This is a genomic window from Aphanizomenon flos-aquae FACHB-1287 (genome assembly GCF_014698755.1).
Classification (GTDB): Bacteria; Cyanobacteriota; Cyanobacteriia; order Cyanobacteriales; family Nostocaceae; genus Dolichospermum; species Dolichospermum flosaquae.
This window is the reverse complement of the sequence record NZ_JACJTO010000054.1, coordinates 1-22,470: the sequence shown is the minus strand read 5'-3', so window position 1 is coordinate 22,470 and position 22,470 is coordinate 1. Positions and strand designations below refer to the sequence as shown.

19 protein-coding genes and 3 pseudogenes are annotated in these 22,470 nt (G+C 36.4%); 13 read left to right on the top strand and 9 right to left on the bottom strand.

The window, feature by feature from the left end; genetic code table 11:
* Positions 1-336, bottom strand: a pseudogene (locus tag H6G44_RS18390) (IS4 family transposase); the annotation flags it as partial.
* Positions 337-341: 5 nt separating this feature from the next.
* On the opposite strand from H6G44_RS18390, the pseudogene H6G44_RS18385 reads away from it, so the two are divergent.
* The 5 genes and pseudogenes from H6G44_RS18385 to H6G44_RS18365 form a co-directional block, all read left to right on the top strand.
* A pseudogene (locus H6G44_RS18385) lies at positions 342-605 on the top strand (transposase); the annotation flags it as partial.
* 298 nt (positions 606-903) lie between these two features.
* Entirely contained in the window at positions 904-1,347 is a 444-nt protein-coding gene (locus H6G44_RS18380) for an Rrf2 family transcriptional regulator (protein WP_190387976.1), read from the top strand.
* A 41-nt stretch (positions 1,348-1,388) separates the two neighbouring features.
* Positions 1,389-2,348, top strand: a complete 960-nt coding sequence (gene cbiB / locus H6G44_RS18375; RefSeq protein ID WP_190387975.1) for an adenosylcobinamide-phosphate synthase CbiB — start codon at positions 1,389-1,391, stop codon at positions 2,346-2,348.
* A gap of 54 nt (positions 2,349-2,402) precedes the next feature.
* The gene (gene pyrR, locus H6G44_RS18370) at positions 2,403-2,960 is read left to right on the top strand and encodes a bifunctional pyr operon transcriptional regulator/uracil phosphoribosyltransferase PyrR (protein ID WP_190387974.1); all 558 of its coding nucleotides are present in this window, start codon (positions 2,403-2,405) and stop codon (positions 2,958-2,960) included.
* 99 nt (positions 2,961-3,059) lie between these two features.
* On the top strand, positions 3,060-4,613 hold the full coding sequence (locus H6G44_RS18365) for a hydantoinase B/oxoprolinase family protein (protein WP_190387973.1): 1,554 nt from the start codon (positions 3,060-3,062) through the stop codon (positions 4,611-4,613).
* Between the two features lie 116 nt (positions 4,614-4,729).
* Here the strand turns inward: H6G44_RS18365 and H6G44_RS18360 are convergent, their stop codons facing one another.
* Both H6G44_RS18360 and H6G44_RS18355 read right to left on the bottom strand, forming a co-directional pair.
* Positions 4,730-5,041, bottom strand: a complete 312-nt coding sequence (locus tag H6G44_RS18360) for a chromosome segregation ATPase (RefSeq protein WP_190387972.1) — start codon at positions 5,039-5,041, stop codon at positions 4,730-4,732.
* 106 nt (positions 5,042-5,147) lie between these two features.
* On the bottom strand, positions 5,148-6,335 hold the full coding sequence (locus H6G44_RS18355; RefSeq protein ID WP_190387971.1) for a M20 family metallopeptidase: 1,188 nt from the start codon (positions 6,333-6,335) through the stop codon (positions 5,148-5,150).
* Positions 6,336-6,800: 465 nt separating this feature from the next.
* On the opposite strand from H6G44_RS18355, the gene H6G44_RS18350 reads away from it, so the two are divergent.
* The 4 genes from H6G44_RS18350 to H6G44_RS18335 all read left to right on the top strand — a co-directional run bounded on the left by H6G44_RS18350 (position 6,801) and on the right by H6G44_RS18335 (position 10,874).
* The gene (locus H6G44_RS18350) at positions 6,801-7,934 is read left to right on the top strand and encodes a branched-chain amino acid ABC transporter permease (protein WP_190387970.1); all 1,134 of its coding nucleotides are present in this window, start codon (positions 6,801-6,803) and stop codon (positions 7,932-7,934) included.
* A gap of 56 nt (positions 7,935-7,990) precedes the next feature.
* The gene (locus H6G44_RS18345; protein WP_190387969.1) at positions 7,991-8,560 is read left to right on the top strand and encodes a Uma2 family endonuclease; all 570 of its coding nucleotides are present in this window, start codon (positions 7,991-7,993) and stop codon (positions 8,558-8,560) included.
* A gap of 88 nt (positions 8,561-8,648) precedes the next feature.
* A complete protein-coding gene (locus H6G44_RS18340; RefSeq protein ID WP_190387968.1) occupies positions 8,649-9,434 on the top strand; it encodes an ABC transporter ATP-binding protein in 786 nt (261 codons plus the stop codon).
* Between the two features lie 57 nt (positions 9,435-9,491).
* Positions 9,492-10,874: a GTP-binding protein gene (locus H6G44_RS18335; RefSeq protein ID WP_190387977.1), complete on the top strand. Its 1,383-nt coding sequence runs from the start codon at positions 9,492-9,494 to the stop codon at positions 10,872-10,874.
* Between the two features lie 58 nt (positions 10,875-10,932).
* Here the strand turns inward: H6G44_RS18335 and H6G44_RS18330 are convergent, their stop codons facing one another.
* The 5 genes and pseudogenes from H6G44_RS18330 to H6G44_RS18310 all read right to left on the bottom strand — a co-directional run bounded on the left by H6G44_RS18330 (position 10,933) and on the right by H6G44_RS18310 (position 15,320).
* The gene (locus tag H6G44_RS18330; protein ID WP_190387967.1) at positions 10,933-11,211 is read right to left on the bottom strand and encodes a DUF2283 domain-containing protein; all 279 of its coding nucleotides are present in this window, start codon (positions 11,209-11,211) and stop codon (positions 10,933-10,935) included.
* Between the two features lie 76 nt (positions 11,212-11,287).
* Positions 11,288-11,617: a ribulose bisphosphate carboxylase small subunit gene (locus tag H6G44_RS18325; protein WP_190387966.1), complete on the bottom strand. Its 330-nt coding sequence runs from the start codon at positions 11,615-11,617 to the stop codon at positions 11,288-11,290.
* A gap of 46 nt (positions 11,618-11,663) precedes the next feature.
* Positions 11,664-12,072: pseudogene (gene rcbX, locus H6G44_RS18320) on the bottom strand (RuBisCO chaperone RbcX).
* A gap of 70 nt (positions 12,073-12,142) precedes the next feature.
* Complete coding sequence (locus H6G44_RS18315; protein WP_190387964.1) at positions 12,143-13,573, bottom strand: form I ribulose bisphosphate carboxylase large subunit; 1,431 nt, start codon at positions 13,571-13,573, stop codon at positions 12,143-12,145.
* Positions 13,574-14,174: 601 nt separating this feature from the next.
* Positions 14,175-15,320, bottom strand: a complete 1,146-nt coding sequence (locus H6G44_RS18310; protein ID WP_190387963.1) for a cysteine desulfurase family protein — start codon at positions 15,318-15,320, stop codon at positions 14,175-14,177.
* A 127-nt stretch (positions 15,321-15,447) separates the two neighbouring features.
* On the opposite strand from H6G44_RS18310, the gene H6G44_RS18305 reads away from it, so the two are divergent.
* The 3 genes from H6G44_RS18305 to H6G44_RS18295 all read left to right on the top strand — a co-directional run bounded on the left by H6G44_RS18305 (position 15,448) and on the right by H6G44_RS18295 (position 19,783).
* On the top strand, positions 15,448-17,088 hold the full coding sequence (locus H6G44_RS18305; RefSeq protein ID WP_190387962.1) for a DUF655 domain-containing protein: 1,641 nt from the start codon (positions 15,448-15,450) through the stop codon (positions 17,086-17,088).
* A gap of 111 nt (positions 17,089-17,199) precedes the next feature.
* A complete protein-coding gene (locus H6G44_RS18300; protein WP_190387961.1) occupies positions 17,200-18,648 on the top strand; it encodes a bifunctional orotidine-5'-phosphate decarboxylase/orotate phosphoribosyltransferase in 1,449 nt (482 codons plus the stop codon).
* Positions 18,649-18,868: 220 nt separating this feature from the next.
* On the top strand, positions 18,869-19,783 hold the full coding sequence (locus H6G44_RS18295; protein ID WP_190387960.1) for a hypothetical protein: 915 nt from the start codon (positions 18,869-18,871) through the stop codon (positions 19,781-19,783).
* A 462-nt stretch (positions 19,784-20,245) separates the two neighbouring features.
* On the opposite strand, the gene H6G44_RS18290 is transcribed toward H6G44_RS18295, so the two are convergent.
* Positions 20,246-20,938 carry a methyltransferase domain-containing protein gene (locus H6G44_RS18290; RefSeq protein WP_190387959.1) on the bottom strand — a complete coding sequence of 231 codons (693 nt, stop codon included), beginning with the start codon at positions 20,936-20,938 and terminating at the stop codon, positions 20,246-20,248.
* Positions 20,939-21,729: 791 nt separating this feature from the next.
* Between H6G44_RS18290 and H6G44_RS18285 the strand changes: the two genes are divergently transcribed.
* Positions 21,730-22,401: a hypothetical protein gene (locus H6G44_RS18285; RefSeq protein WP_190387958.1), complete on the top strand. Its 672-nt coding sequence runs from the start codon at positions 21,730-21,732 to the stop codon at positions 22,399-22,401.
* The last annotated feature ends 69 nt before the right edge of the window (positions 22,402-22,470 follow it).

Below are 22,470 nucleotides of genomic sequence, written 5' to 3'. Positions count from 1 at the left end.
TAAACGATAAATATCTCTGATTTCATTATCTGTAACTGCTGCCTCTCCATCGGCAGGTAAATTCGTGACTAACCTAAATTCAGTTTTCGTTTCTAAATCACAAAAATTAATCATTCTGTAAGCGGGAGCATCCTTCGATGAACCGATTTTGATTAATCCAGTTTCTGATCCAAATTCTAGTTTCCAATTATTTTTAATTCGCACTACAAAATATTTGTCTTTTTGCACTAACTCTTGCATAAAATTTAGACCCGCAAATCCTCTATCCATTACCCCAACTGCATCTAGTGGTAAATTAGACATCATTGATGAACCGAATTTATAATCATGGTCATGACAGAGATATTTATCGTTTACGGTGGGGAGTTGAACTGTTATGGAAATTTTTAAAGATGCACCTAGAACTGGATAGATTAATCACTAAAAATGTTAATGGTATTGCTATTCAAATTTATGCTAGTCTCATCGCTTATCTGATTTTACAACTTGTATCTGTTCCGAAAGAATGGGGTGAAAAGATGTTAGATAAATTCCGCTATCTTCAAGCTTGTATGTGTCAACAAATCAGTTATGTTCATTGGATGGAAGATATTATGAAATGTTGACATTTTTACCCTTGATAATACTAGTATACTTAAATATGTAAAGTTTTGTAACGACATTCAACATTTCTGGATCATGCCGATAGCTACTATCTACCAATTTTCAATGAGAGATGAATTTATTTGTGTAGGTGGGGAACAGGGAATAGAGAACAGGAAAAATGATGCTAAAAGCGTAATAAGTTTTTTTACAATCAAATGAAAGTTTTATATAGTATAGTTATTCGATTTGTAAAATTCTTCAATCAGCCAGGGATGAAGAAAGAACAATTGGGGAAATAAAATTAATGATAACTGCTATATGAAACTAACGACAAGAGGACACTATAGCGTCAAAGCATTGCTAGATTTGAGTTTACAGCCAAAATATGGACCTGAATCCGTGAGAGCGATCGCTAAACGTCAAGATATTCCTGCTCCCTACTTAGAAAAGCTACTCATAGAAATGCGTCGAGCCGGATTAGTAACTTCAATTCGTGGTAGCGTCGGTGGATACAAATTAGCCAAAAAACCTGCACAAATATCAATTGGCCAAATTTTAGAGGCTGTTGGTGAAAATATTACCAATTTACCCCTGAATCATGCCACACCTACTCAAACAGCAGATTGGGTAACATCGAGTCTTTGGAACAGACTTAACCAAAAATTGAAAGAGGCTTTGTACAATATTACCCTAGCTGACCTCTATTATGATGCTCGCAGTTGGCAAGCCTCCCAAAGTGAAGAAGCCAATTTTGTAGTTTAGTAGGGGCACAGTCAGCAATTAGGAGTTAGGAAAAAGAATAAATGACATCTGCTGTTTTGGTTTTAGCTGCATTGTTAGATTACTTAATCGGAGATCCTTGGGGTTGGCCTCATCCCGTGCGGGTCATGGGATGGGTAATTTCGCTCTTGAGTAAACTTGCCCTCAAATATTGTCAAAATCCTTTTTCTCAGCGTCTCGCAGGGATTATAATGGGGTTAACTGTGATCATTGGCAGTGGTTTGGTGGGTTGGATTATAGTTGAAGTAGCCAAATGGATACATCCATTTTTAGGAATTGCTGTACAAAGTATCCTTTTAGCTAGTTGTTTTGCTCTCAAAAGTTTACGAAATGCAGCAATAGAAGTTTTACAACCCTTAGAACATGGAGAATTAGAACCAGCGCGAATGATTTTAAGTAATTACGTAGGTAGAGACACGGTCAATCTTTCCGCAGCGGAAATTTTTAGAGCAGTATTAGAAACCGTCACCGAAAATGCTACTGATGGAGTAATGGCTCCTCTTTTTTACACTATTATTGGTGCATTTATCCCTGTTATCGGTGCTGTTCCTTTGGCTTTAGTATATAAAGCTAGTAGCACTTTAGATTCCATGGTCGGTTATAAAGAAGTACCTTATACTTATATTGGTTGGTTTAGTGCAAGATGGGAAGATGTTTTAACTTGGTTGCCTTGTCGATTAACAGTGATAACTTTATCATTATTATCCTTGAAACCTGTAAATGTTTGGCGAATTTGTTACCGCGACGCAGCGAAAGATCCTAGTCCCAATTCTGGTTGGAGTGAATGTGCTTATGCTGCGGTTTTAGGTGTGCAAATGGGAGGCATAAATTGGTATCGTGGAGTAGCTCAAGAGAAACCACTTTTAGGAGATGCTATTTATCCTATTACATCAGATTCCATTGATAAAGCTTTACAATTAACCAGATATGCGTTTTTACTATGGCTAGGACTAGCAGTATTTTTTAATTTCTTTGTAATCTGATTCAATAAGAAAATCAGAAATTTGTCCAATCACCAATTACCAAACACTAATTTTATGTCTACTAAAGTAGTTGAAATTCTTTCATCAGAAGAACTGCGTCGGACATTAACTCGTATAGCTTCTCAGATTATAGAAAAAACAAGAGATCTATCACAGTTGTTACTTTTAGGTATTTATACGAGAGGAGTACCATTAGCTTATTCATTGGCGCGACAAATAGAAATTCTAGAAGATGTCAGCGTTTCCGTTGGCTCTTTGGATATTACATTTTATCGTGATGATCTTGATCAAATCGGGTTGAGAACTCCAGAAAGAACCGATATTCCTTTTGATTTAACGGGTAAAACGGTTGTACTTGTAGATGATGTCATTTTTAAAGGAAGAACTATTCGTGCGGCTTTAAATGCAGTCAGCGAATATGGTAGACCAGAAGTAATTCGTTTAGCTGTATTAGTAGATAGAGGTCATCGAGAAGTACCAATTCATCCAGATTTTATCGGTAAAAAGTTACCGACAGCAAAAGAGGAAATTGTCAAAGTTTATCTGCAAGATCTTGATGGATACGATGCTGTAGAATTAATTAGTAATGATCGTGGATTAAATAACCTATAATTCTTGGGGTAAGCATTCATTAAAAACAACAAAAGCATAAGAAAATCCTCGTAATTAAGCATGATTTTTCCAATTTCTTAAAATTGACTAACTAAAAAAATGTACATCACAACACAACCAGATCCAGTTCGTTTAGAAATATTCAAAAATCTCTATCAATTTATTGCGGAACAAATGGGAATTATTCTGCAAAATACAGCCGCGTCAGTAAATATTAAAGAACGGCTAGATTTTTCCTGTGCTATTTTTGATGGTTCAGGTTTATTAGTTGCAAATGCTCCCCATATTCCTGTACATTTAGGCTCAATGAGTGAAAGTGTCCGTAGTTTAATTAATGATCAAAATGAGAATATTAAACCGGGAAATGTTTATTTATCAAATAACCCTTATAATGGGGGAACACATTTACCTGACGTGACAGCAATTACTCCAATTTTTAATGCAGAAAAAAACCAAATTATTTTCTATGTTGCTTCCCGTGGACACCAAGCGGATATAGGTGGTATTACTCCTGGTTCTATGCCTCCCCATAGTACCACAGTAGCAGAAGAAGGCATTATTTTTGATAATTTTCTGTTAGTCAAAGAGGGAGATTTTCAAGAACTAGAAGTTAGAAATTATTTGTTAAACCATCCTTATCCTAGTCGGAATCCTGATCAAAATATTGCCGATTTTAAAGCCCAACTTGCTGCTAATGAAAGAGGAGTTCAAGAACTTGGTAAAATGGTCAATCAATATGGACTAGAAACGGTACAAACCTATATGCAGTTTGTCCAAGATAACGCGGAAGAATCAGTCAGACGAGCAATTGATGTCCTTAAAGATGGTGCATTTATTTATGAAATGGATAATGGGGGAAAAATTCAAGTTAAGGTAACAATTTACCAAAAAAATCGTAGTGCTAAAATTGATTTTACAGGCACATCTGCACAACTAAATAGTAATTTTAATGCTCCCAAAGCCGTAACCCAAGCAGCAGTTTTATATGTATTTAGGACATTAGTTAATGATAATATTCCTCTCAATGCTGGTTGTCTCAAACCTTTAGAAATTATTATTCCTGAAGGTTGTATGTTAAACCCAATTTATCCAGCAGCAGTAGTAGCAGGAAATGTAGAAACTTCTCAAACAATTGTTGATGCTTTATATGGTGCTTTAGGAGTAATGGCCGCTTCCCAAGGAACAATGAATAATTTCACTTTTGGTAATGACAAATATCAATATTATGAAACTATTTGCGGTGGTTCAGGTGCGGGAAGAAATTTTCATGGTACAGATGCAGTTCATACTCACATGACTAACTCCCTCTTAACAGATCCTGAAATTTTAGAAACTCGTTATCCTGTACAATTAGAAAGCTTTAGTTTGCGTGTTGATAGTGGTGGTAAAGGCAAATATACGGGTGGAAATGGGGTAATTCGTCGGATTAAATTTCTCGAACCAATGACAGCGAATATTCTGGCTAGTCATCGTTTAATTCCTCCATTTGGGTTACATGGTGGAGAAAATGGAAAAGTAGGAAAAACCTGGATAAAACGGGAAAATGGAACTGAAGAAAATTTAGGGAATACAGCTACAGTAGAAATGCAAGCGGGGGATATTTTTGTGATAGAAACTCCCGGAGGGGGAGGATTTGGTAGTTTGACCATCTAGAGGTGGTGATTTCAAGTGTATAATTCAACTACCATCTGTTAATTTTTAATCTTTTGATTTCAGAGAATCTGCTTTTTGTTTTCTGTTTTCTTGAGGCTTTCGGGACATTATTTTCACTACATATTCAGCATTCTATTTACTTGTGTTTGTGCTAAGGGTTTACGTTCAATATTTTGGAAACATTCGATTTTTTTGAGTTGTATATAAGCAGTTTTAAAATTACTGATTCTTAATAAAACAATATCTTGATAAACTGCATCTTGAGGACTTTTGATATCTATTACCAAGTCTTGTAGTTGATTTTGGCTAATAGCTAAATTCAGATATTTCAAAAATACTTCTCGTTTTTTAGAACGAACACTTACCAAATACCAATTATTAGTGCTTTGTTCTGATGAATTTGAATCTATAGTTTCGATTGGTGGCATGATTGACTGTGTACTTTTTTGAATTTATTGAAAGAGAAAATTCTCAATTGTGTGTTTTTTTGATTTCTGTAATTTTTAATTATTCAAATCCCAGGAATCACGCAAATCATAGTTTTGAATTTAGCCAATATTTGTAGGCTGCATAAGCTAATGTGACTACTCCGGTAATAATAGCAGATTCATCCACCTCAAATTGCGGATGATGCAAAGGATGATTAATTATTCTATCTTCATAGCCTACACCTAAGCGAAACATTGAACCAGGGGCGTGTTCTAAATAAACAGAAAAATCTTCTGCACCTAAGGATGGTTCTGGTAAAATTTGTACACAATCACTAGTCCACGCTTCTTCCGCTGATGATTGTAATAATTGTGTTAGTACATTATCGTTTTGTACACTAGGTACACCTTGATGATAATTGACTTGATATTTAGCGTTGTAAGAATTACAAATATTAGCAACTATTTTTTCAATCCACTGTGGTAGTTTATCGCGGGTTTCTGGGTGAAGCGATCGCACTGTTCCTAATAACTGTACCTTATCAGCAATTACATTAGGAGCTCGTCCGCCATTAATTTGGCCAATACTTAATACTACAGGACGTAAAGGATTTTGTGTCCGACTAATCGCTTGTTGTAATGATGTAATTACTTGGGCTGCAATCCAAATTGCATCTATGGCTTCATGGGGACGCGCACCATGTCCAGATTCACCGATAATAATAATTTCTAAACTGTCTGCGGCTGCTGTTAATGCACCATAGCGGATACCGACTGAACCAGCGGGAATGGAAGGAAAAACGTGTAACCCTAAAATGGCCGCCACATTATTCATTACTCCATCTTTTACCATCCAATTTGCACCTTGGGCAATTTCTTCGGCTGGTTGGAATAAAAACCTCACCTTCCCACCCAATTCAGGGGCAATTTGGGAAAGTACCATCGCTGTCCCCAAACCTACTGTAGTATGAATATCATGTCCACAGGCGTGCATGACCCCTTCAATTCGAGAAGCATATTCTAAACTTGTGCGTTCTTGAATGGGTAAAGCATCCATATCAGTGCGAATTGCCAATATACTATCACTGGATTGTGTCCCTTTTAATTCGCCAATGACACCTGTTTTACCTATACCTTCTTCTACGTGTAGTTCACTGGCAGATAAGACACCTGCAATAAAAGCAGCGGTTTGATATTCTTGTCCGCTGAGTTCTGGGTGTGAATGAAGATGTCGGCGAATTTCGACTAGACGGGGTGCTATGTTTGTTGTTATATCTTTGATTCGTTTGAGCATGACAATAATTTTAATTCATTAACCTCATATTTCAGTTTAAGTACCCAAGCATAATTAATTGTACATATTGATTGAAAACAAGAATTTCTTTATTCTTTACCTTTTCCCTCTCCTAACTATAAAATTTATTTTGCACGACTACTAATAAAAACCCGCTCAATCTTTTTGAGTTTTATCGAATATCAAAGCCAACTAGATACATTAGTTTTCAATAATATATTCTTATACTTGACAGGTGTACGCTATAGGAGTTAGGATAATTTTAGTGGTGTTTAGATTGTAGCCATAATCATTGAAAAGTTCAAAGTTACAAGCAAAGACTAGTAATATCGAGCAATAAGTAGATAAGTACAATAAAACCGAAATCTGCACATAAAAATAAACCATTCTCAAGATACACTGCAATTGACCACACCAAAAACCAGAGAAGCAAATAAATAATTACCACGGACAACTGACTAACTTATGATTGAATATCTAATTTTTCTGGCTATTTCTACCGCAACCTTTGCTTTGTTTGGTTTAGGACTGAATTTACAATGGGGTTTTACAGGTCTAATTAACTTTGGTCATATTGCTTTTATGACTTTGGGTGCGTATACGACGGTTTTATTAAGTCTCAAGGGCGTACCATTGCTGCTATCGGCGGGAATTGGGGCAATTGTGGCCGCTTCGCTGGGTTTAGTAATTGGTTTTGCTACTCTACGTTTACGCGAAGATTATCTTTCAATTGTCACTATTGGTACAGGTGAGTTAATTCGATTGATAGTCAATAACCAGGAGTTACCTGTGGGTAATACATGGATATCGGGATCTTTTGGTGTACAAAGTTATGTTATTCCTTTATCAACTACCCCAAATTTATTTTTCCGTATCATCATGATTGTTGTACTAAATATATTAACAGGAATAACATTATTTTCTTTATGGCGTTGGGTGCAGACTGCTCAAATTTCTGCAAGTAATAATATAGTTAGAAATAGTAGTCTTAAACAAGAATTTATTTCTCGTTTGATAGTAGGAATAGCTTTAGGATTATTGGCTGGAGCAATTTATATTTCTGGTGTAATTGGACTATATAATTATAATCCCAAAGCGGGTTTAATGTTGTTGGTATTATTAATTTTAGCTTTTGTTTTTTGGCGGTTAGAAATTTTAGTGCGATCGCCTTGGGGAAGAGTGCTAAAATCTATTCGTGAAGATGAAGAAATTCCCAAAGCATTAGGTAAAAATGTATTTTCCTATAAACTCCAATCATTAATGTTAGGTGGGGCAATTGCGGGGATTGCTGGAGCATTCTTCGCTTGGCAACTAGCAGCAATTTATCCCGATAATTTCCAACCTCAACTCACCTTTGATGCCTGGATTATGGTAATTTTAGGTGGTTCTGGTAATAATCTGGGAACTATTTTAGGCGCTGTGATGTTCTTTGCCTATGATGCTCTAACTAGGGAATTTTTACCCAAAATTGTACCTCTAGACGTAGAAAGGATTGGTGCTTTTCGGATTATGTTTATTGGGTTACTTTTAATGGTGCTGATGATTTGGCGGCCTCAAGGAATTTTAGGGAAAAAGGAGGAACTGACTCTTGGTAAATAATTGGAAATTTGTGATGTTAAAATAGTTGATACAAGCCGTTTATGGGAGGAATAGCCATGATAGTTGCAACTGCTAACAAGATGACTTTTGAGGAATTTCTTAATTATGACGATGGGACGGATAATTTATATGAATTAGACAATGGAGAATTAATTCCTATGCCTTTAGAAAGTGAGATAAATCGGCGCATAGCAATGTTTTTAGTTGCCTATTTTCTACAATTAGGTATTCCCTATTACCGCTTGAGTATGAAAACAGAAATTGCTGTGAATAGTCGGCAGGTGGGGGTGCGTGTTCCTGATTTGACGGTGTTTTCTGAAGAATTAGCTCAAGTGATGCAGGGGGCTACGCGCTCGCTAATTTTAATGGATATGCCGCTGCCTTTGTTGGTGGTTGAGGTAGTGAGTCCAAATCAGGAAAATCGTGATTATCGTTACAAGCGTTCTGAGTATGCGGCGCGGGGAATTATTGAGTATTGGATTGTTGATCCAATTGGGCAAAAAGTGACGGTTTTGGAATGGGTGGAGGGTTTTTATGAAGAGCAGGTTTATAGCGGGGATGATATGATTTATTCGCCTCTATTTAGTGATTTAAAGTTAAGTGTGGCTGAGGTTTTACAGGGATGAAATTTGATGAACTCCGACAATTTTTATTCCATAAAAATAATTAAAAACCAACAAAAAACCTAAAAATTAAGTTGAGAATAAAAGTATTATGATAAATAACATGGAATCACCCCAATTACCTCTATTAGCTGCAACTGGACTTTGTAAAAATTTTGGCGGAATTAAAGCAGTTGAAGAAGCTAATATCGAAGTTATCAAAGGTAGTATTACTGGATTAATTGGTCCTAATGGTGCTGGTAAAACTACTTTATTTAATTTACTCTCCAGTTTTATCCGTCCAGATAAAGGTAGAGTCATTTTTGACGGTGAACCTATTCATCAATTACAATCATACCAAATTGCCCAACAGGGATTAGTAAGAACCTTTCAAGTAGCACGGGTTTTATCGAAGTTATCAGTATTAGAAAATATGTTACTGGGATCACAAAAACAAACAGGTGAGAACTTTTGGCAAGTCCAATTTCAACACCACCTAATTGCTAAAGAAGAAAAGCAATTAAAAGAACGGGCAATGTTTTTATTAGAGTCCGTAGGCTTGGAAAAAAAAGCCGCTGATTATGCCGGTAGTTTATCCGGAGGACAACGGAAACTTTTAGAAATTGGTCGGGCTTTAATGACAAATCCTAAGTTAATATTGCTAGATGAACCTGCTGCTGGTGTAAATCCCAGATTAATTGACGAAATATGCGATCGCATTTTAAAATGGAATCGTCAGGATGGAATGACATTTTTAATTATTGAACATAACATGGATGTAATTATGTCTTTATGTGATAGAGTTTGGGTATTAGCAGAAGGAAAAAATTTAGCTGTTGGTAGTCCTACAGAAATTCAAAATAACAGCAAAGTTTTAGAAGCATATTTAGGAATTTAAAATTCATCAAGTTAGGAGTCATTCAGTCTATAGTCGCCACAAAAACTAAAATCAGTGATTAACCGTAACCTGCAAGAAACCCATTTAAACCGCGCCCGTGCTAGTCTCAGACAAGCATTGTCTTGGTATGGATATCTCCGTAAATCGGGACAACTAGCTACAAATCCAGAATTAGCAAGTTTGCTAAAACCGGAAATAGAAGCTTTAAATAACACACTCCATAAATTAGATGCAAATGTGATTAGAATTGCGGCTTTTGGTTTAGTCAGTCGCGGAAAATCAGCAGTATTAAATTCTTTATTAGGAGAAAAAATTCTGCAAACTGGACCTCTAAATGGTGTCACTCAATGGCCTCGTTCTGTACCTTGGAAACCAGGAGATAAGGTATTAGTCGAATTAATTGATACTCCTGGTTTAGATGAAATTGCTGGAGATGTCCGGGCGCAAATGGCGCGAGACGTGGCACGTCAAGCTGATTTAATCTTGTTTGTTGTTTCTGGGGATATTACTAGAACCGAATATCAAGGATTATTAGAATTACGTCAAGCCCAAAAACCCCTAATTTTGGTATTTAATAAAATTGATTTATATCCAGATATAGATAGAAAGGCAATATATGAAAATCTTCAACAATTAGGCGCGGGAAATTTACAAAATAAGCCCTTATTACCCGATGAAATTGTCATGGTAGCGGCTGAACCTGCACCAATGGAAGTGAGGGTAGAATATCCAGATGGAAATATTACTTCTGAATGGGAAACACCACCTCCTCAGGTAGATGAATTAAAGCAAACAATCTTAAATATTTTAAATAGAGAAGGACGCTCTCTTCTAGCTTTAAATGCACTAATTCAAGCTAGAGAATTGGAAGAAAATATCGCCGAAAAAACCGTTGATATCCGCGAAAAAGAAGCAGAAGATATTATTTGGCGATTTAGTCAATATAAAGCTTTGGCTATTGGTTTAAATCCTATTGCTTTTTTAGATATTATTGGTGGTTTCATTACCGATTTAGCCTTAATTCGAGCTTTGGCTAAATTGTATGGTTTACCCATGACTAGCTATGAAGCCAGTAAATTATTAAAAACAATTTTATTCAGTTCTGGTGGTTTATTATTAAGTGAAATTGGTAGTAGTTTTATATTAGGTTTAGGTAAAACTACTGCAGCTATAGCTAGTGGTGATAATCCTCTGAATATTACTACTTTTGTTGGTAGTGCTATTACCCAAGGTGGAATTGCCGGTTATGGTGCTTATACAGTCGGTAAAGCTGCACAGTTATATCTAGAAAAGGGCTGTACTTGGGGACAATTAGGTGCTAATACCGTTATTCGGGAAATTCTATCACAAGTTGATAAAAATACTATTTTGTACCGCTTACAGCAAGAATTAGGCGGTAATTTTGGGGTGACAGATGACAGAGTTGAAAAGATTTTATAGCGGTTCTTGTTTGAGTAAGATACAAGAAACCCAACCCCTTCCCCGCCTATAATTGCTATTAATTACTAACAGAATACTCAACTGAACAGGGGTTATCTATACGTTTAGAAGCATCTATAATTTCAATTCCTATAATATTTCCAGCTTCGTCATAGTCTAAAATGATTCCTGGTTTTTCTTCATCACTTTCTTCTATTTGCACATTACTGAAGATAATTCTGAAAACGTCAACTTCTGGGTCATATAACACCGGGAAGTGCTGTGCTTTCCGTCCTTCTCTTTCGAGTAGAATTTGTTGGGGACTATCTAAAACAGATTCAACTTCAGGATTCTCCATCAAAAACTAAAAAAAGAGAGATAGAAAACTCTACCCCTCTTTTTAATTCATCAAATAACTATCAGCTAATTAGCTTTTAGTATCTGCTGGGTTTGTGAATGATGAAGCTAAGAACTTGACACTGCTTAATGTTGTCAAAACCAACAACACGGATGTAGCAGTTGCTATACTGAGAACGGCAACCTTGAACTTCGCTCAATACTTCTTGAGTAGATTTAGCGCCGAACAAAGGTAACTTCCACATTGTCCAATAAAGCTCTGTAGGTTCAGAAGTTTCATTAAATTCAATCGCGGGAATGTAGCCTTGGTTCAAAATATACTGAACTTGCTTGGCAATTTGCGCGTCAGACAGAGGAGGAAGATAAGAAAGGGTTTCGTAACGACGCTCTTTAGGTAAGGTTTGCATAGCTTTTGATAAGTGGGGGAGATTTTTTTATGACTTGGTTGACGGACTAATTGGATAAATTATCCAAATTAGCATCAGATATTATCTGTCTTTGGTGCTTTTGGGCTGGAATCTGATAAATTTAATTGCGTAATACGTTCAAGATGCTGGCGACGTTGTTCCATATTGGCTTGCTGAATGCCAGTTAGTACCATTTCTGGTAAAAACTCTACCATTTCCGCCGCTATGTGTTCCCTGACAGTCATAATCCGCAAAGCCAAATCTGACTTTTCCAGAAACAGTTCCTCGATATAAGCTTCTCCGTCTTGGACTTTCCCAGCCGAGAAGTTTTGCAACCAATGTGCTAAAGGAGGATTTGTTTCGCCTAGCTGCGCCAACACAGTCCTGAGCGCCTGATAAGTCAGGTAGCTTTGGAGAGTTTTGGCTGTCTCTTTCGCAATTTGCTTTAAATCCATGCTTGACCCAGCCCTTCAGATTGTTAGATTTTGGATTGTTGATGAATCCAAAATCCCAAATCTTAAATGATCAGACGGTATCCATTGCTTCAAACTCGAACTTAATTTCTTTCCACAGTTCGCAAGCAACAGCCAACTCAGGAGACCACTTAGCAGCTTCGCGGATAATATCATTACCTTCACGAGCCAAGTTACGACCTTCGTTACGAGCTTGAACAACTGCTTCTAGAGCTACGCGGTTAGCAGTAGCACCAGGAGCGTTACCCCAAGGATGTCCGAGTGTACCACCACCGAATTGTAGTACGGAGTCGTCCCCGAAAATTTCTACTAACGCGGGCATATGCCATACGTGGATACCACCGGAAGCAACGGCCATTACACCAGGTAAAGAAGCCCAGTCTTGGGTAAAGTAAATACCGCGAGACTTGTCTTGCTCAACGTAGTTTTCACGTAATAGGTCAACGAAGCCCATGGTGATACCGCGTTCACCTTCTAATTTACCAACTACTGTACCAGTGTGGATGTGATCACCACCAGACAAGCGGAGGGCTTTAGCTAATACGCGGAAGTGAATACCGTGGTTCTTCTGACGGTCAATTACAGCGTGCATAGCCCGGTGAATGTGCAGCAGAATACCGTTATCACGACACCAGCGAGCTAATGTGGTGTTAGCTGTGAAACCTGCGGTCAGGTAATCGTGCATGATGATGGGCTGCTTGAGTTCTTTAGCATACTCAGCCCGTTGGATCATTTGTTCGCAGGTAGGAGCGGTAACGTTTAGGTAGTGACCTTTAATTTCGCCTGTTTCCGCTTGTGCCTTATTAATAGCTTCAGAAACGAACAAAAAGCGATCGCGCCATCTTTGGAATGGTGCGGAGTTGATGTTTTCGTCGTCTTTGGTGAAGTCCAAACCACCGCGTAAACATTCGTATACAGCGCGTCCGTAGTTCTTAGCGGAAAGACCTAATTTGGGCTTAATTGTACAACCCAACAGCGGACGACCGTATTTATTCAATTTGTCGCGCTCAACTTGGATACCGTGAGGAGGTCCTTGGAAGGTCTTGATATAAGCTACTGGAAAACGAATGTCCTCCAAACGCAACGCCCGTAAGGCTTTAAAACCAAATACGTTACCAACAATAGATGTCAATACGTTGGTGATAGAACCTTCTTCAAACAAGTCCAAAGGATACGCAACGTAGCAGATATATTGGTTATCTTCACCAGGAACTGGTTCGATATCATAACAACGACCTTTGTAGCGATCTAGGTCGGTGAGCAAGTCTGTCCAAACTGTTGTCCAAGTACCAGTGGAAGACTCAGCAGCTACAGCCGCACCAGCTTCTTCGGGAGGAACTCCGGGTTGGGGAGTCATCCGGAAAGCTGCTAATAAATCTGTATCTTTAGGTGTGTAATCCGGTGTGTAATAAGTTAGTCTGTAATCTTTAACCCCAGCTTGATACCCAGACTTAGCCTGAGTCTTAGTTTGCGCGTAAGACATATTTTTCTTCCAAGAAGTCTTTCTTTACTACTATCAAATCACGTTATGTGCAACTTATTCTCATTCTTACTCTTTATTCATTCTTAATAAGATTATAAGTTTTGCTTATGATTAGGGGCGATGAGTTTCTATGGTAGCAGTATTACTGCTGCATAAATTCAGACGTACTACTTTGACGCTGTTATTTTTCGTCCCAGGAATACAAAATCTTTTCATCTTGAGTTTGCATACCCTACCAAACCGATTTAATCAATTGATCAACTGTCTGGGGAATTTTGCCTGATGTCTTTACTTAAAGCGGGTAAAGATTGATCATGAGGCGTTTTCTCTGAAGACAGGTTTAGTCAGGGAATGAGCAAGGGAGAAGAAACTGCACATCACTAGATTTGTAGCTTACCCCACAATATATCAATTATTCAATAAGTTATTTTGCAATTTTTCCCAATTGATATATTTAGATTTGTTACGACGTAAAGATTTAACATTTTGTTAAGAACAATTTACAAATGTATCTAAATCAAGTATGTCTTCATTTCTGGCTGTCCTGGTTGCTACAAAAACTTGGTATAAATATTGAATATAAACATTACTTATTCAGCTATTAGGGTATTAATCTTTGCAAAACTTGTTGTAAAACTACTGCTGTCCAATCAATGTCTGTTACCATGGTCTGTTTTCCTAAAGTTAATCTAATTCCCGTTAAAGCGGCTTGTTGAGAATACCCCATTGCTAATAGAATGGGACTAGGGCTTAATTTTCCACTATTACAAGCCGAACCTGCGCTAATACCAATTCCAGCTAAGTTTAATTGTCGGACTAATGTTTTTCCGCTGATTTTTTCTCCGTCTGTAATTGCTAAACAAAAACTGAGATGATGGGGTAAGCGATGAATTCTGTCACCGGTGGGAATTAAACCGGGAATATCTGCTAAAATGGCAAAGAGGCGATCGCGTAACCCGATTAATCTTAACCTTTCCGTGTCTAACTCCTGGGCTGCTAACTCCGCTGCTACTCCAAATCCAGCAATAGCAGGAGTTGCTTGAGTTCCTGAACGCAGTCCGGCCTCCTGTCCACCCCCACTTAGTAGCGATTGTAATTTTACCCCAGGACGCACATATAACGCCCCTGCACCTAAACCACCATATAATTTATGACTAGATAAACTCAATAAATCTACTGGTAAAGTCTGCACGTCTAGGGGTAGTCGTCCAGCAACTTGCACTGCATCTGTATGAAATAAAGCGCCGTGTGTTTTCGTAATTTCCCCTAATTCAGGAATTGGTTGGACTGTTCCTATTTCGCTTTGTCCATAAATTACAGATACCAATACTGTATTATCTCGCAATGCGGCTTTTAGGTCTTCGGGGTTAACTCTTCCGTAATTATTTACACCTAAACGGGTAATTTCCCAACCCCAATTTTCTAACATTTTCGCCGGTTCAGAAATAGCTGAATGTTCTACACTGGAAATAATGATATGCTGGGGGGTGCTGTAACACCGCGCTACCCCCATAATTGCTAGGTTGTCTGCTTCCGTTCCTCCAGAGGTAAAAATAATTGATTCGGGAACAGCGTTAATCAAACTCGCAACTTGCATTCGGGCTGTTTCGACAACTAAGGCGGACCGGTTGCCCCATTCATGTAAACTGGAGGGATTACCCCATTGTTGAGTTAAAATGGTTTGGATCATAGCGATCGCTTCTGGACGAGTGGGAGTAGTAGCACTGTAATCTAGATATACTTGCATAAAAATTTATACTTTAGGACTTACACATTGCTGTTTTGAGGTAAATGTTTCGCGCAAAGAAAGAAATTAATTGAGGGTGTGACATTAATATATTAAAATCCCTGTAATTTACTTTTATTAGATTACCGTGTTTATTTTCCCACGAATTCACCCTTCTCCTTACATCTTGTTATTGCTTTTGACTCTGACTGGTTGTCAACAAGTCCAATCATCTAGTCAGCTTTTAGAACCATTACCCCAAGATCCTTTAATTCAAGTTTACTTCAATAATTCCCAATCTTCAAAATATACAGAAGCCTATCGTCAAAAATCCCGATTCGGGGATGATCTAGAAAAGCAGATTGTTGATACTATTTCTCAAGCAAAATCTACCATAGATATAGCTGTACAAGAATTACGTTTACCAAAAGTTGCCCAGATATTAGCAGAAAAACAAAAATCTGGTGTGAAAGTGAGGTTAATTTTAGAACATAATTATTCCCGTCCTTGGAGTAGTTTCACTTCCGCAGAAATAGCTAATTTAGAAAAAAGGGAACAAGAACGATATCAAGATTTTCGCAAGTTTGTTGATATTAATAAAGATAATCAAATCACATCGGCGGAAATTAGTCAACGGGATAGTTTAGCTATTGTTCAAGATGCTCAAATTCCTTGGATAGATGATACTGCTGATGGTTCAAAAGGTAGTAGATTAATGCACCATAAATTTGTGGTTGTTGATCATCGTTTTGTGATTATTACTTCTGCTAATTTTACCCTCAGTGATACATCTGGAGATTTTACAAATTCTAGTAGTTTGGGTAATGCTAATAATCTATTAAAAGTTGATAGTCCTGAATTAGCAAAACTAATAACAGAAGAGTTTAATATTATGTGGGGTGAGAGAGTAGGAGGAAAATTAGATAGTAAATTTGGACTTCAAAAACCTCTCCGTAAATCACAAACAATCACTTTAAATAATAGCAAAATTACAGTTAATTTTTCTCCAATTTCTCCTACTGAACCTTGGGGTGATTCTGCTAATGGATTAATTAGTAAAACTTTATCCGCAAGTAAAAAAACAGTTGATTTAGCATTATTTGTTTTTTCAGATCAACAACTTGCTAATATTCTCGAAGAACGTCATGATCAAAATGTGCAAGTTCGGGCTTTAATTGAACCACAATTTGCTTACCGTTCTTACAGTGAAGCCTTAGATATGATGGGATTTGCTTTAAGTGAGAACTGTAAATATGAAGTTGATAACCGTCCTTGGAAAAATCCGATTTCTACCGTAGGAGTCCCAATTTTAGCAAAAGGTGATTTATTACATCATAAATTTGCAGTCATTGATAATCAGACAGTAATTACAGGTTCTCATAATTGGTCAGAAGCTGCTAATAATGGCAATGATGAAATATTAGTCGTAATTGAAAATCCCACAGTTGCAGCCCATTATCAACGGGAATTTGATCGGCTTTATAGTACAATTAAACCAGGTTTAACAGCAAATATTCAAGCTAAAATTGATCAGCAAGTTAAACAATGTCCTCAAATTCAAAAACCATCATCTCTAACAAGTTCAATTACTCATAAAATTAATCTCAATACCGCAACTCAAGCAGAATTAGAAACTCTACCCGGTGTTGGGAAGAAATTGTCTGAAAGGATAATTATAGCTCGTCAACAACAAAAATTTACTTCTTTAGAAGATGTAGATAAAATACCGGGAATTAGTGCTAAAATCTTAGCAGAATGGGAAGAAATGATCACATTGACTTCTGATTAACGCATATACGGGTAATCATCATACCACTAATGGTATGATGGTAGAAAAACCGGGTTAGTATGTTAGTATTTTAGTAAGTGCCTTAAAGTTAAAATATTGCTAGGAGAACTTATGAAATTTTACGATAAATTGAATGGGGCGATTACTCAAAATCAGAGTTTACTATTTATAGGACTAGATCCTAATCCTGAAATGCTCCCTGAAAGATATTCCCAGAAATCAGATCCCAAAAGTATGATTGATAGTCTGTGGGATTGGTTAGAATTTACTATTTCCCAAACCAGTGATTTAGTATGTGCCTATAAACCAACTCTGGGATTTTACGCAGCTTTAGGTATTCCAGGATGGGAATTATTACAAAGAACTTTAAAAGCTATTCCTGCTCATATTCCAATTATATTAGATGCCAAACATAGCGATCTTAATACTAGTACAATTTTCGCTAAAACTGTTTTTGAAGAATGGCAAATTGATGCGATTACATTGAGTCCTTATGCAGGACAAGATCATGTAGCACCCTTTTTAGTTTATCCCGATAAAGCCGTTTTTATTTTGTGTACAACTTCTAATCCAGGTGCAGTGATTTTGCAGCAATATCCTACAGCGGAATCCCCCTTTTATTTACAAGTAGTCAAGGAAGCAAAAAATTGGGGAACACCTGAACAACTGGGTTTAGAAGTAGGAACTATTCAACCAGATATTTTAGCGAAAATTCGCAAAGAAGCACCAGAAAGACTAATTTTAGCCCGTAGTATTTGGTCTGAAGGTGGTAATCTTAAAAACTTGCTATCAGCGGGATTAAATTATAATGGTGATGGGTTACTTCTTCCCATTTCTCAAGATATGTTAGGAAGTGAAAATCTATCTACCCAACTGCAATCTTTAAGGGCGGAAATTAATCATCTCAGAACTGAAATTTCTCAGGAAAACTCCGCTTGTTCCGTCTGGTTTCCCGATGTTTGTTTATTAAATAAACACCCGCTTTTAGATTTAATTTTACAACTTTATGACATTGGTTGTATCATGTTTGGTGAGTTTGTCCAAGCTTCTGGAGCTACCTTTCCCTATTATATAGACCTCCGCAAAATCATTTCCAATCCCCAAATATTTCATCAGATAGTAATTGCTTATGCAGAGATTCTTAAAGACCTAACTTATGATAGAATAGCTGGTATTCCTTATGGTTCTTTACCTACTGCTACTGGATTATCATTACATCTAAATTCCCCGATGATTTTTCCCCGCAAAGAAGTAAAAGCACACGGAACTCGCAAGGTAATAGAAGGTAATTTTAATCCTGGAGAAGTTGTTGTCATTGTTGATGATATTTTGATCAGTGGTAAAAGCGTAATGGAAGGAGCAGAAAAGTTAAAATATGCGGGATTAAATGTTAATGATATTGTAGTATTTATGGACCATGAGCAAGGTGTAAAAGACAGATTACGAGAAAATGGCTATCAAGCACACGCAGTTTTAACTATTTCTGAAATTACAGAAACTTTATATGCAGCAGGCCGTATTAGTGAGGAACAATTTAAAACTTTATCTGAAATAAATTAGACATTTTAGATATTTATTTTCAAGATAGTGATACAAAACTAATTCAATAATTAGGATTTTGTGGTAAACTGTAGTTAAAATAGTTAGATATGGGAATCTTCAATAATTTCCCAACAACAAAACACCCGACTTCTTTAAAGTCGGTTATCTCAAACTCTGGATGTTTAAAAATAAAGCTTAGTAATTTTTATCACCAATCAAAACAGGAACAAATTTCTCAATGAATGCCTTATGTTTTCATCATTCCCTAGTTAATAAAAAAATTCCTATCCTTGTTGATAGTAATGATCTTAATTATTATTTTCAAAAGCAAGGATATCAAACTATTTTATTTGATGATTACGATTTTGCTAGTCAACAATTAGCATTTGCTGTAATTTCAGATTATGGTTATCATGATCGACTTATGCAACTATCTCGTACCTCCAAAAGTACGATTATTCATCTACTAGCAGTTAGATATGATATAAATCCTCAAATTATCGCTTATTCATTCGAGCAACTTCTCTCTTGTAATTTAACACAAGTATTAGAGTTAAGAGCTAAAACTTATGAGCAAATTGCTGAGGTAGAAGATGAATTATACTTGTCTGATCATAGAGGGACTAAATTAAAGTGCTTATTATCAGAAAGTTTAGAAGTTATAAATACTGAAGATGAGTTAGAACCAGGATCATTTTACTCCATTTCTGAAATGCTAGAAAGCGGAATAGTCAATATTCAAAGTGATAAATCAAGTTTTTCACTAGATGGAACTTTCTGTTTTGATGGCATAATTTACGCTTGTGCAAACCCACAAGTGAGAGAACGTCACCAAAATGCTTTGACATATTTACTTGAGAAGGTCAACTCCAGTCAAGAAAAATATATTCATATCAAAGATAATACCATAAATCATCTGATTTTGGATGGTAAAGATGAAACTTCCATATTACTGGAAATGGATTATGGTTTAGAACGTAACTTAAGTTTTACTGAGATAGGATTTGGTTGTAATAAAAATATTGAAAAAAATCTGAATTGGCAGATAAATTCCATTATGAATCAAGGAGTATATGGAACGCATATAGGAATAGGTATGGCACAGAAATCTCCTTATATTGATTTTATTTCTCAAAGCATAAAGATTATTTAATGCCGATAAATTGCAATCTTATGTAACCTGTTAAATAACTCCTCTTCTGTTACTGTTCCTAAATACAACAGCTTCCAATTATACAGCGTTTTCCGCACTGATGATGTACAAAATTGAATCATGAAACTCTTGTGGTGTGGGCATCTTGCCCGCTAGATATGTATCTCATAACACCGATAAGTGCTGTATGATGTACATCATAGTCCCTACTGATGATGTACAAAATTAAATCATGAAACTCTTGTGGTGCGGGGATCTTGCCCGCTAGATATGTATCTCATAACACCGATAAGTGCTGTATGATGTACATCATAGTCCCTTCATTGCTTGCGGGGAGGGAGTTCTTGTATTTTTTTGTGCTACGCATCTTTGGAAAACATCCTTTTTTTGACTGAAGCTCTTCTGAAACTTTAGTTTCTTGTCTGTTCCCTGTTCCCTTTTTTGTAAAAGTTGTGTCAATTTTTATTCTTTTGTCTCAAACATGGGATCGAATAAGACAACACCATGAAGATAAGGAAACATGGCTTGTGTCGGAAGACGGTCTTGGTTTTTTGCAAAAACATACCAAGTTTGTCTAGGACGAAACCAGGGGATTGAAATTCCCACAAGCCCAGCATCTTGTGCTAACTTTTTAATTGTCGCTGGTCGAATTGTTACACATAGAGGATATTCCCAACCATCCCCTTCCATGTCAGTATCTCCCTCCATAAAAGTAGCAACGATAAGACCATCAGGTTTCAAATATTGAGCAAAGTTCTGAAAACAAAGATTTACTAAATTAGTCCTAGTATGAGTTAATACGGACTGTGCGAGGATAAAATCAAAATCGGTTTCAAACTCAGCTAAAGAGAACTTATCGTTATAACTAAAACACGGTTTTTTGATGCGAAGAAGATCCTCTCCAACTTGGAACTTTATAGCATCCTCTATTAACCACTTGTTGGGTTCTACCCCGTAATAACAACCTTCATCAAGATAAGGTAGAAAAAGCCGACCTGCACGGAGCGAACCACAGCCAAAATCAAGCAATTTATGCTGAGATCGGAGACCTAGTGTACAAAGCAACCGAAATTGAGACGCTCCCATGAAATCGTACTCTTTTGCTGGTCCTACATAATCATTGTAGTTTTCTCCAGCAGTTATTTTATTTGCCATTGATATTTTTAAATTAATAAAGGTATTCCCCTAGGATAGCAGGTTACGAGTTGATCATATCCAAGTAATTTCAGGAATAAAACCAGATATTTATATTATGATTAATACGCTTTTTGTCATCAGCCTATTCTATTAATAATTCATCAGTAATAGTCATACTAAAACAGTGAAGATAATTGATAAATAAACCATAAAAGTCAATGCTTACAGGCTGAACATTGGTCACGAGAAGGCAGAGCTTGTTAGAATAATGAAATCATACAAGTTATATTCATTGGCATAGTTGTATTGTGCAAGCGGACTGTAATATAAAGGGTTTTTTTGACTTAAAAACTGCAAATTAAACGTTAATTACCCGAACTATCTTTATTTATTAAAAAATGTAAATATTTTGGACATTGATCTTGTTAAATCAAACTGATGCTGATATGGTAATATCAACGAGTTAAAAAACAACTCGCAAATTAGTAGCTAAAATTGCAAATTTTCAGGAGCAACTAAAATGAACGCTAAGAAAACACAAAAACGTAAACTTGAACAAGTTAACAAAGAAACCCGCAGCAATCTGGGCAATGTTTACTGGTAAGAATTTGCTGAAAATTACTTAGTAATGTAAGTATTTACAGGTTCTAAGACTAGTCTAAGCACTTGGACAACAATTCTAAGAATTGTTGTCCAAACTTATTAATTTTTCACACTTAATTAAGATATCTTGAAGACAATAAAGTTTTGTAATTCGTTAAATAAATATGCACATCTTAGAGTTTTATCAAGCTTTTCTTCAAAGACAGATGCCAATTATTGTTGATAGTAATGAAATTCATACTTACTCTCAGGAGCAAGGATATAAAACTATTTTTTTTGATGATTATGACTTTAAGAGTAAACAAACAGCCTTTTTAATCTTTTCAGATTATAGCTACTATTACAAACTTAAACAACTCTGGCATGATTCTCAAAGTACCATAGTACATTTACCAGCAGTAAAATTTGATGGGAGCTTACCTGTAATTGAATATTCTTTTAATCAGCTATTATCAGGTGATATTGAACAAGCATTAGCAATTCGAGATATTTTATATGATAAAATAGCTGAAAGTGAAAGTGAGTTATACTTATCAGACTCAAGAGGAAGCAAGCTCAAATGCTCTCTAGGTGAGAATATAGAAATAGCTAATGCTGATGTAGAACTGGAGTCAGGATGGTTTTACTCTGTGGCTGAGTTCTGGGAAAGTTCAGTAGTGAATACAAAAGCAAATAAATCCAGCTTTTCTGTAGATGGAACTTTCTATTTTGATGGTATATTAACCCAGACTACAACTCAAGAAACAAAAGATTATAATTGGCAGCCTTTGCAATATATTACAGATAGGGTGAAATTAAGTCAAGAAAAATATCTAGAAGTAGAAGATAATGTCATACAGCAGTTTGATATCAAGTCCAGTACAAGAATAGCTATCTAAATAGGGTCAAAAAACAATCCACAATGATTAAACCAATTGAGAGCATTTTCATCAGTAATAGCATTAACC

Excerpts from the sequence above, each read along its gene's own strand:
- H6G44_RS18350 (WP_190387970.1), top strand. The coding sequence starts at position 6,801 with ATGATTGAATATCTAATTTTTCTGGCTATTTCTACCGCAACCTTTGCT.
- H6G44_RS18325 (WP_190387966.1), bottom strand. The coding sequence starts at position 11,617 with ATGCAAACCTTACCTAAAGAGCGTCGTTACGAAACCCTTTCTTATCTT.
- H6G44_RS18310 (WP_190387963.1), bottom strand. The coding sequence starts at position 15,320 with ATGCAAGTATATCTAGATTACAGTGCTACTACTCCCACTCGTCCAGAA.
- pyrR (WP_190387974.1), top strand. The coding sequence starts at position 2,403 with ATGTCTACTAAAGTAGTTGAAATTCTTTCATCAGAAGAACTGCGTCGG.
- H6G44_RS18345 (WP_190387969.1), top strand. The coding sequence starts at position 7,991 with ATGATAGTTGCAACTGCTAACAAGATGACTTTTGAGGAATTTCTTAAT.
- H6G44_RS18300 (WP_190387961.1), top strand. The coding sequence starts at position 17,200 with ATGAAATTTTACGATAAATTGAATGGGGCGATTACTCAAAATCAGAGT.
- H6G44_RS18315 (WP_190387964.1), bottom strand. The coding sequence starts at position 13,573 with ATGTCTTACGCGCAAACTAAGACTCAGGCTAAGTCTGGGTATCAAGCT.
- H6G44_RS18285 (WP_190387958.1), top strand. The coding sequence starts at position 21,730 with ATGCCAATTATTGTTGATAGTAATGAAATTCATACTTACTCTCAGGAG.
- H6G44_RS18360 (WP_190387972.1), bottom strand. The coding sequence starts at position 5,041 with ATGCCACCAATCGAAACTATAGATTCAAATTCATCAGAACAAAGCACT.
- H6G44_RS18365 (WP_190387973.1), top strand. The coding sequence starts at position 3,060 with ATGTACATCACAACACAACCAGATCCAGTTCGTTTAGAAATATTCAAA.
- H6G44_RS18355 (WP_190387971.1), bottom strand. The coding sequence starts at position 6,335 with ATGCTCAAACGAATCAAAGATATAACAACAAACATAGCACCCCGTCTA.
- H6G44_RS18340 (WP_190387968.1), top strand. The coding sequence starts at position 8,649 with ATGATAAATAACATGGAATCACCCCAATTACCTCTATTAGCTGCAACT.
- H6G44_RS18290 (WP_190387959.1), bottom strand. The coding sequence starts at position 20,938 with ATGGCAAATAAAATAACTGCTGGAGAAAACTACAATGATTATGTAGGA.
- cbiB (WP_190387975.1), top strand. The coding sequence starts at position 1,389 with ATGACATCTGCTGTTTTGGTTTTAGCTGCATTGTTAGATTACTTAATC.
- H6G44_RS18330 (WP_190387967.1), bottom strand. The coding sequence starts at position 11,211 with ATGGAGAATCCTGAAGTTGAATCTGTTTTAGATAGTCCCCAACAAATT.
- H6G44_RS18380 (WP_190387976.1), top strand. The coding sequence starts at position 904 with ATGAAACTAACGACAAGAGGACACTATAGCGTCAAAGCATTGCTAGAT.
- H6G44_RS18295 (WP_190387960.1), top strand. The coding sequence starts at position 18,869 with ATGAATGCCTTATGTTTTCATCATTCCCTAGTTAATAAAAAAATTCCT.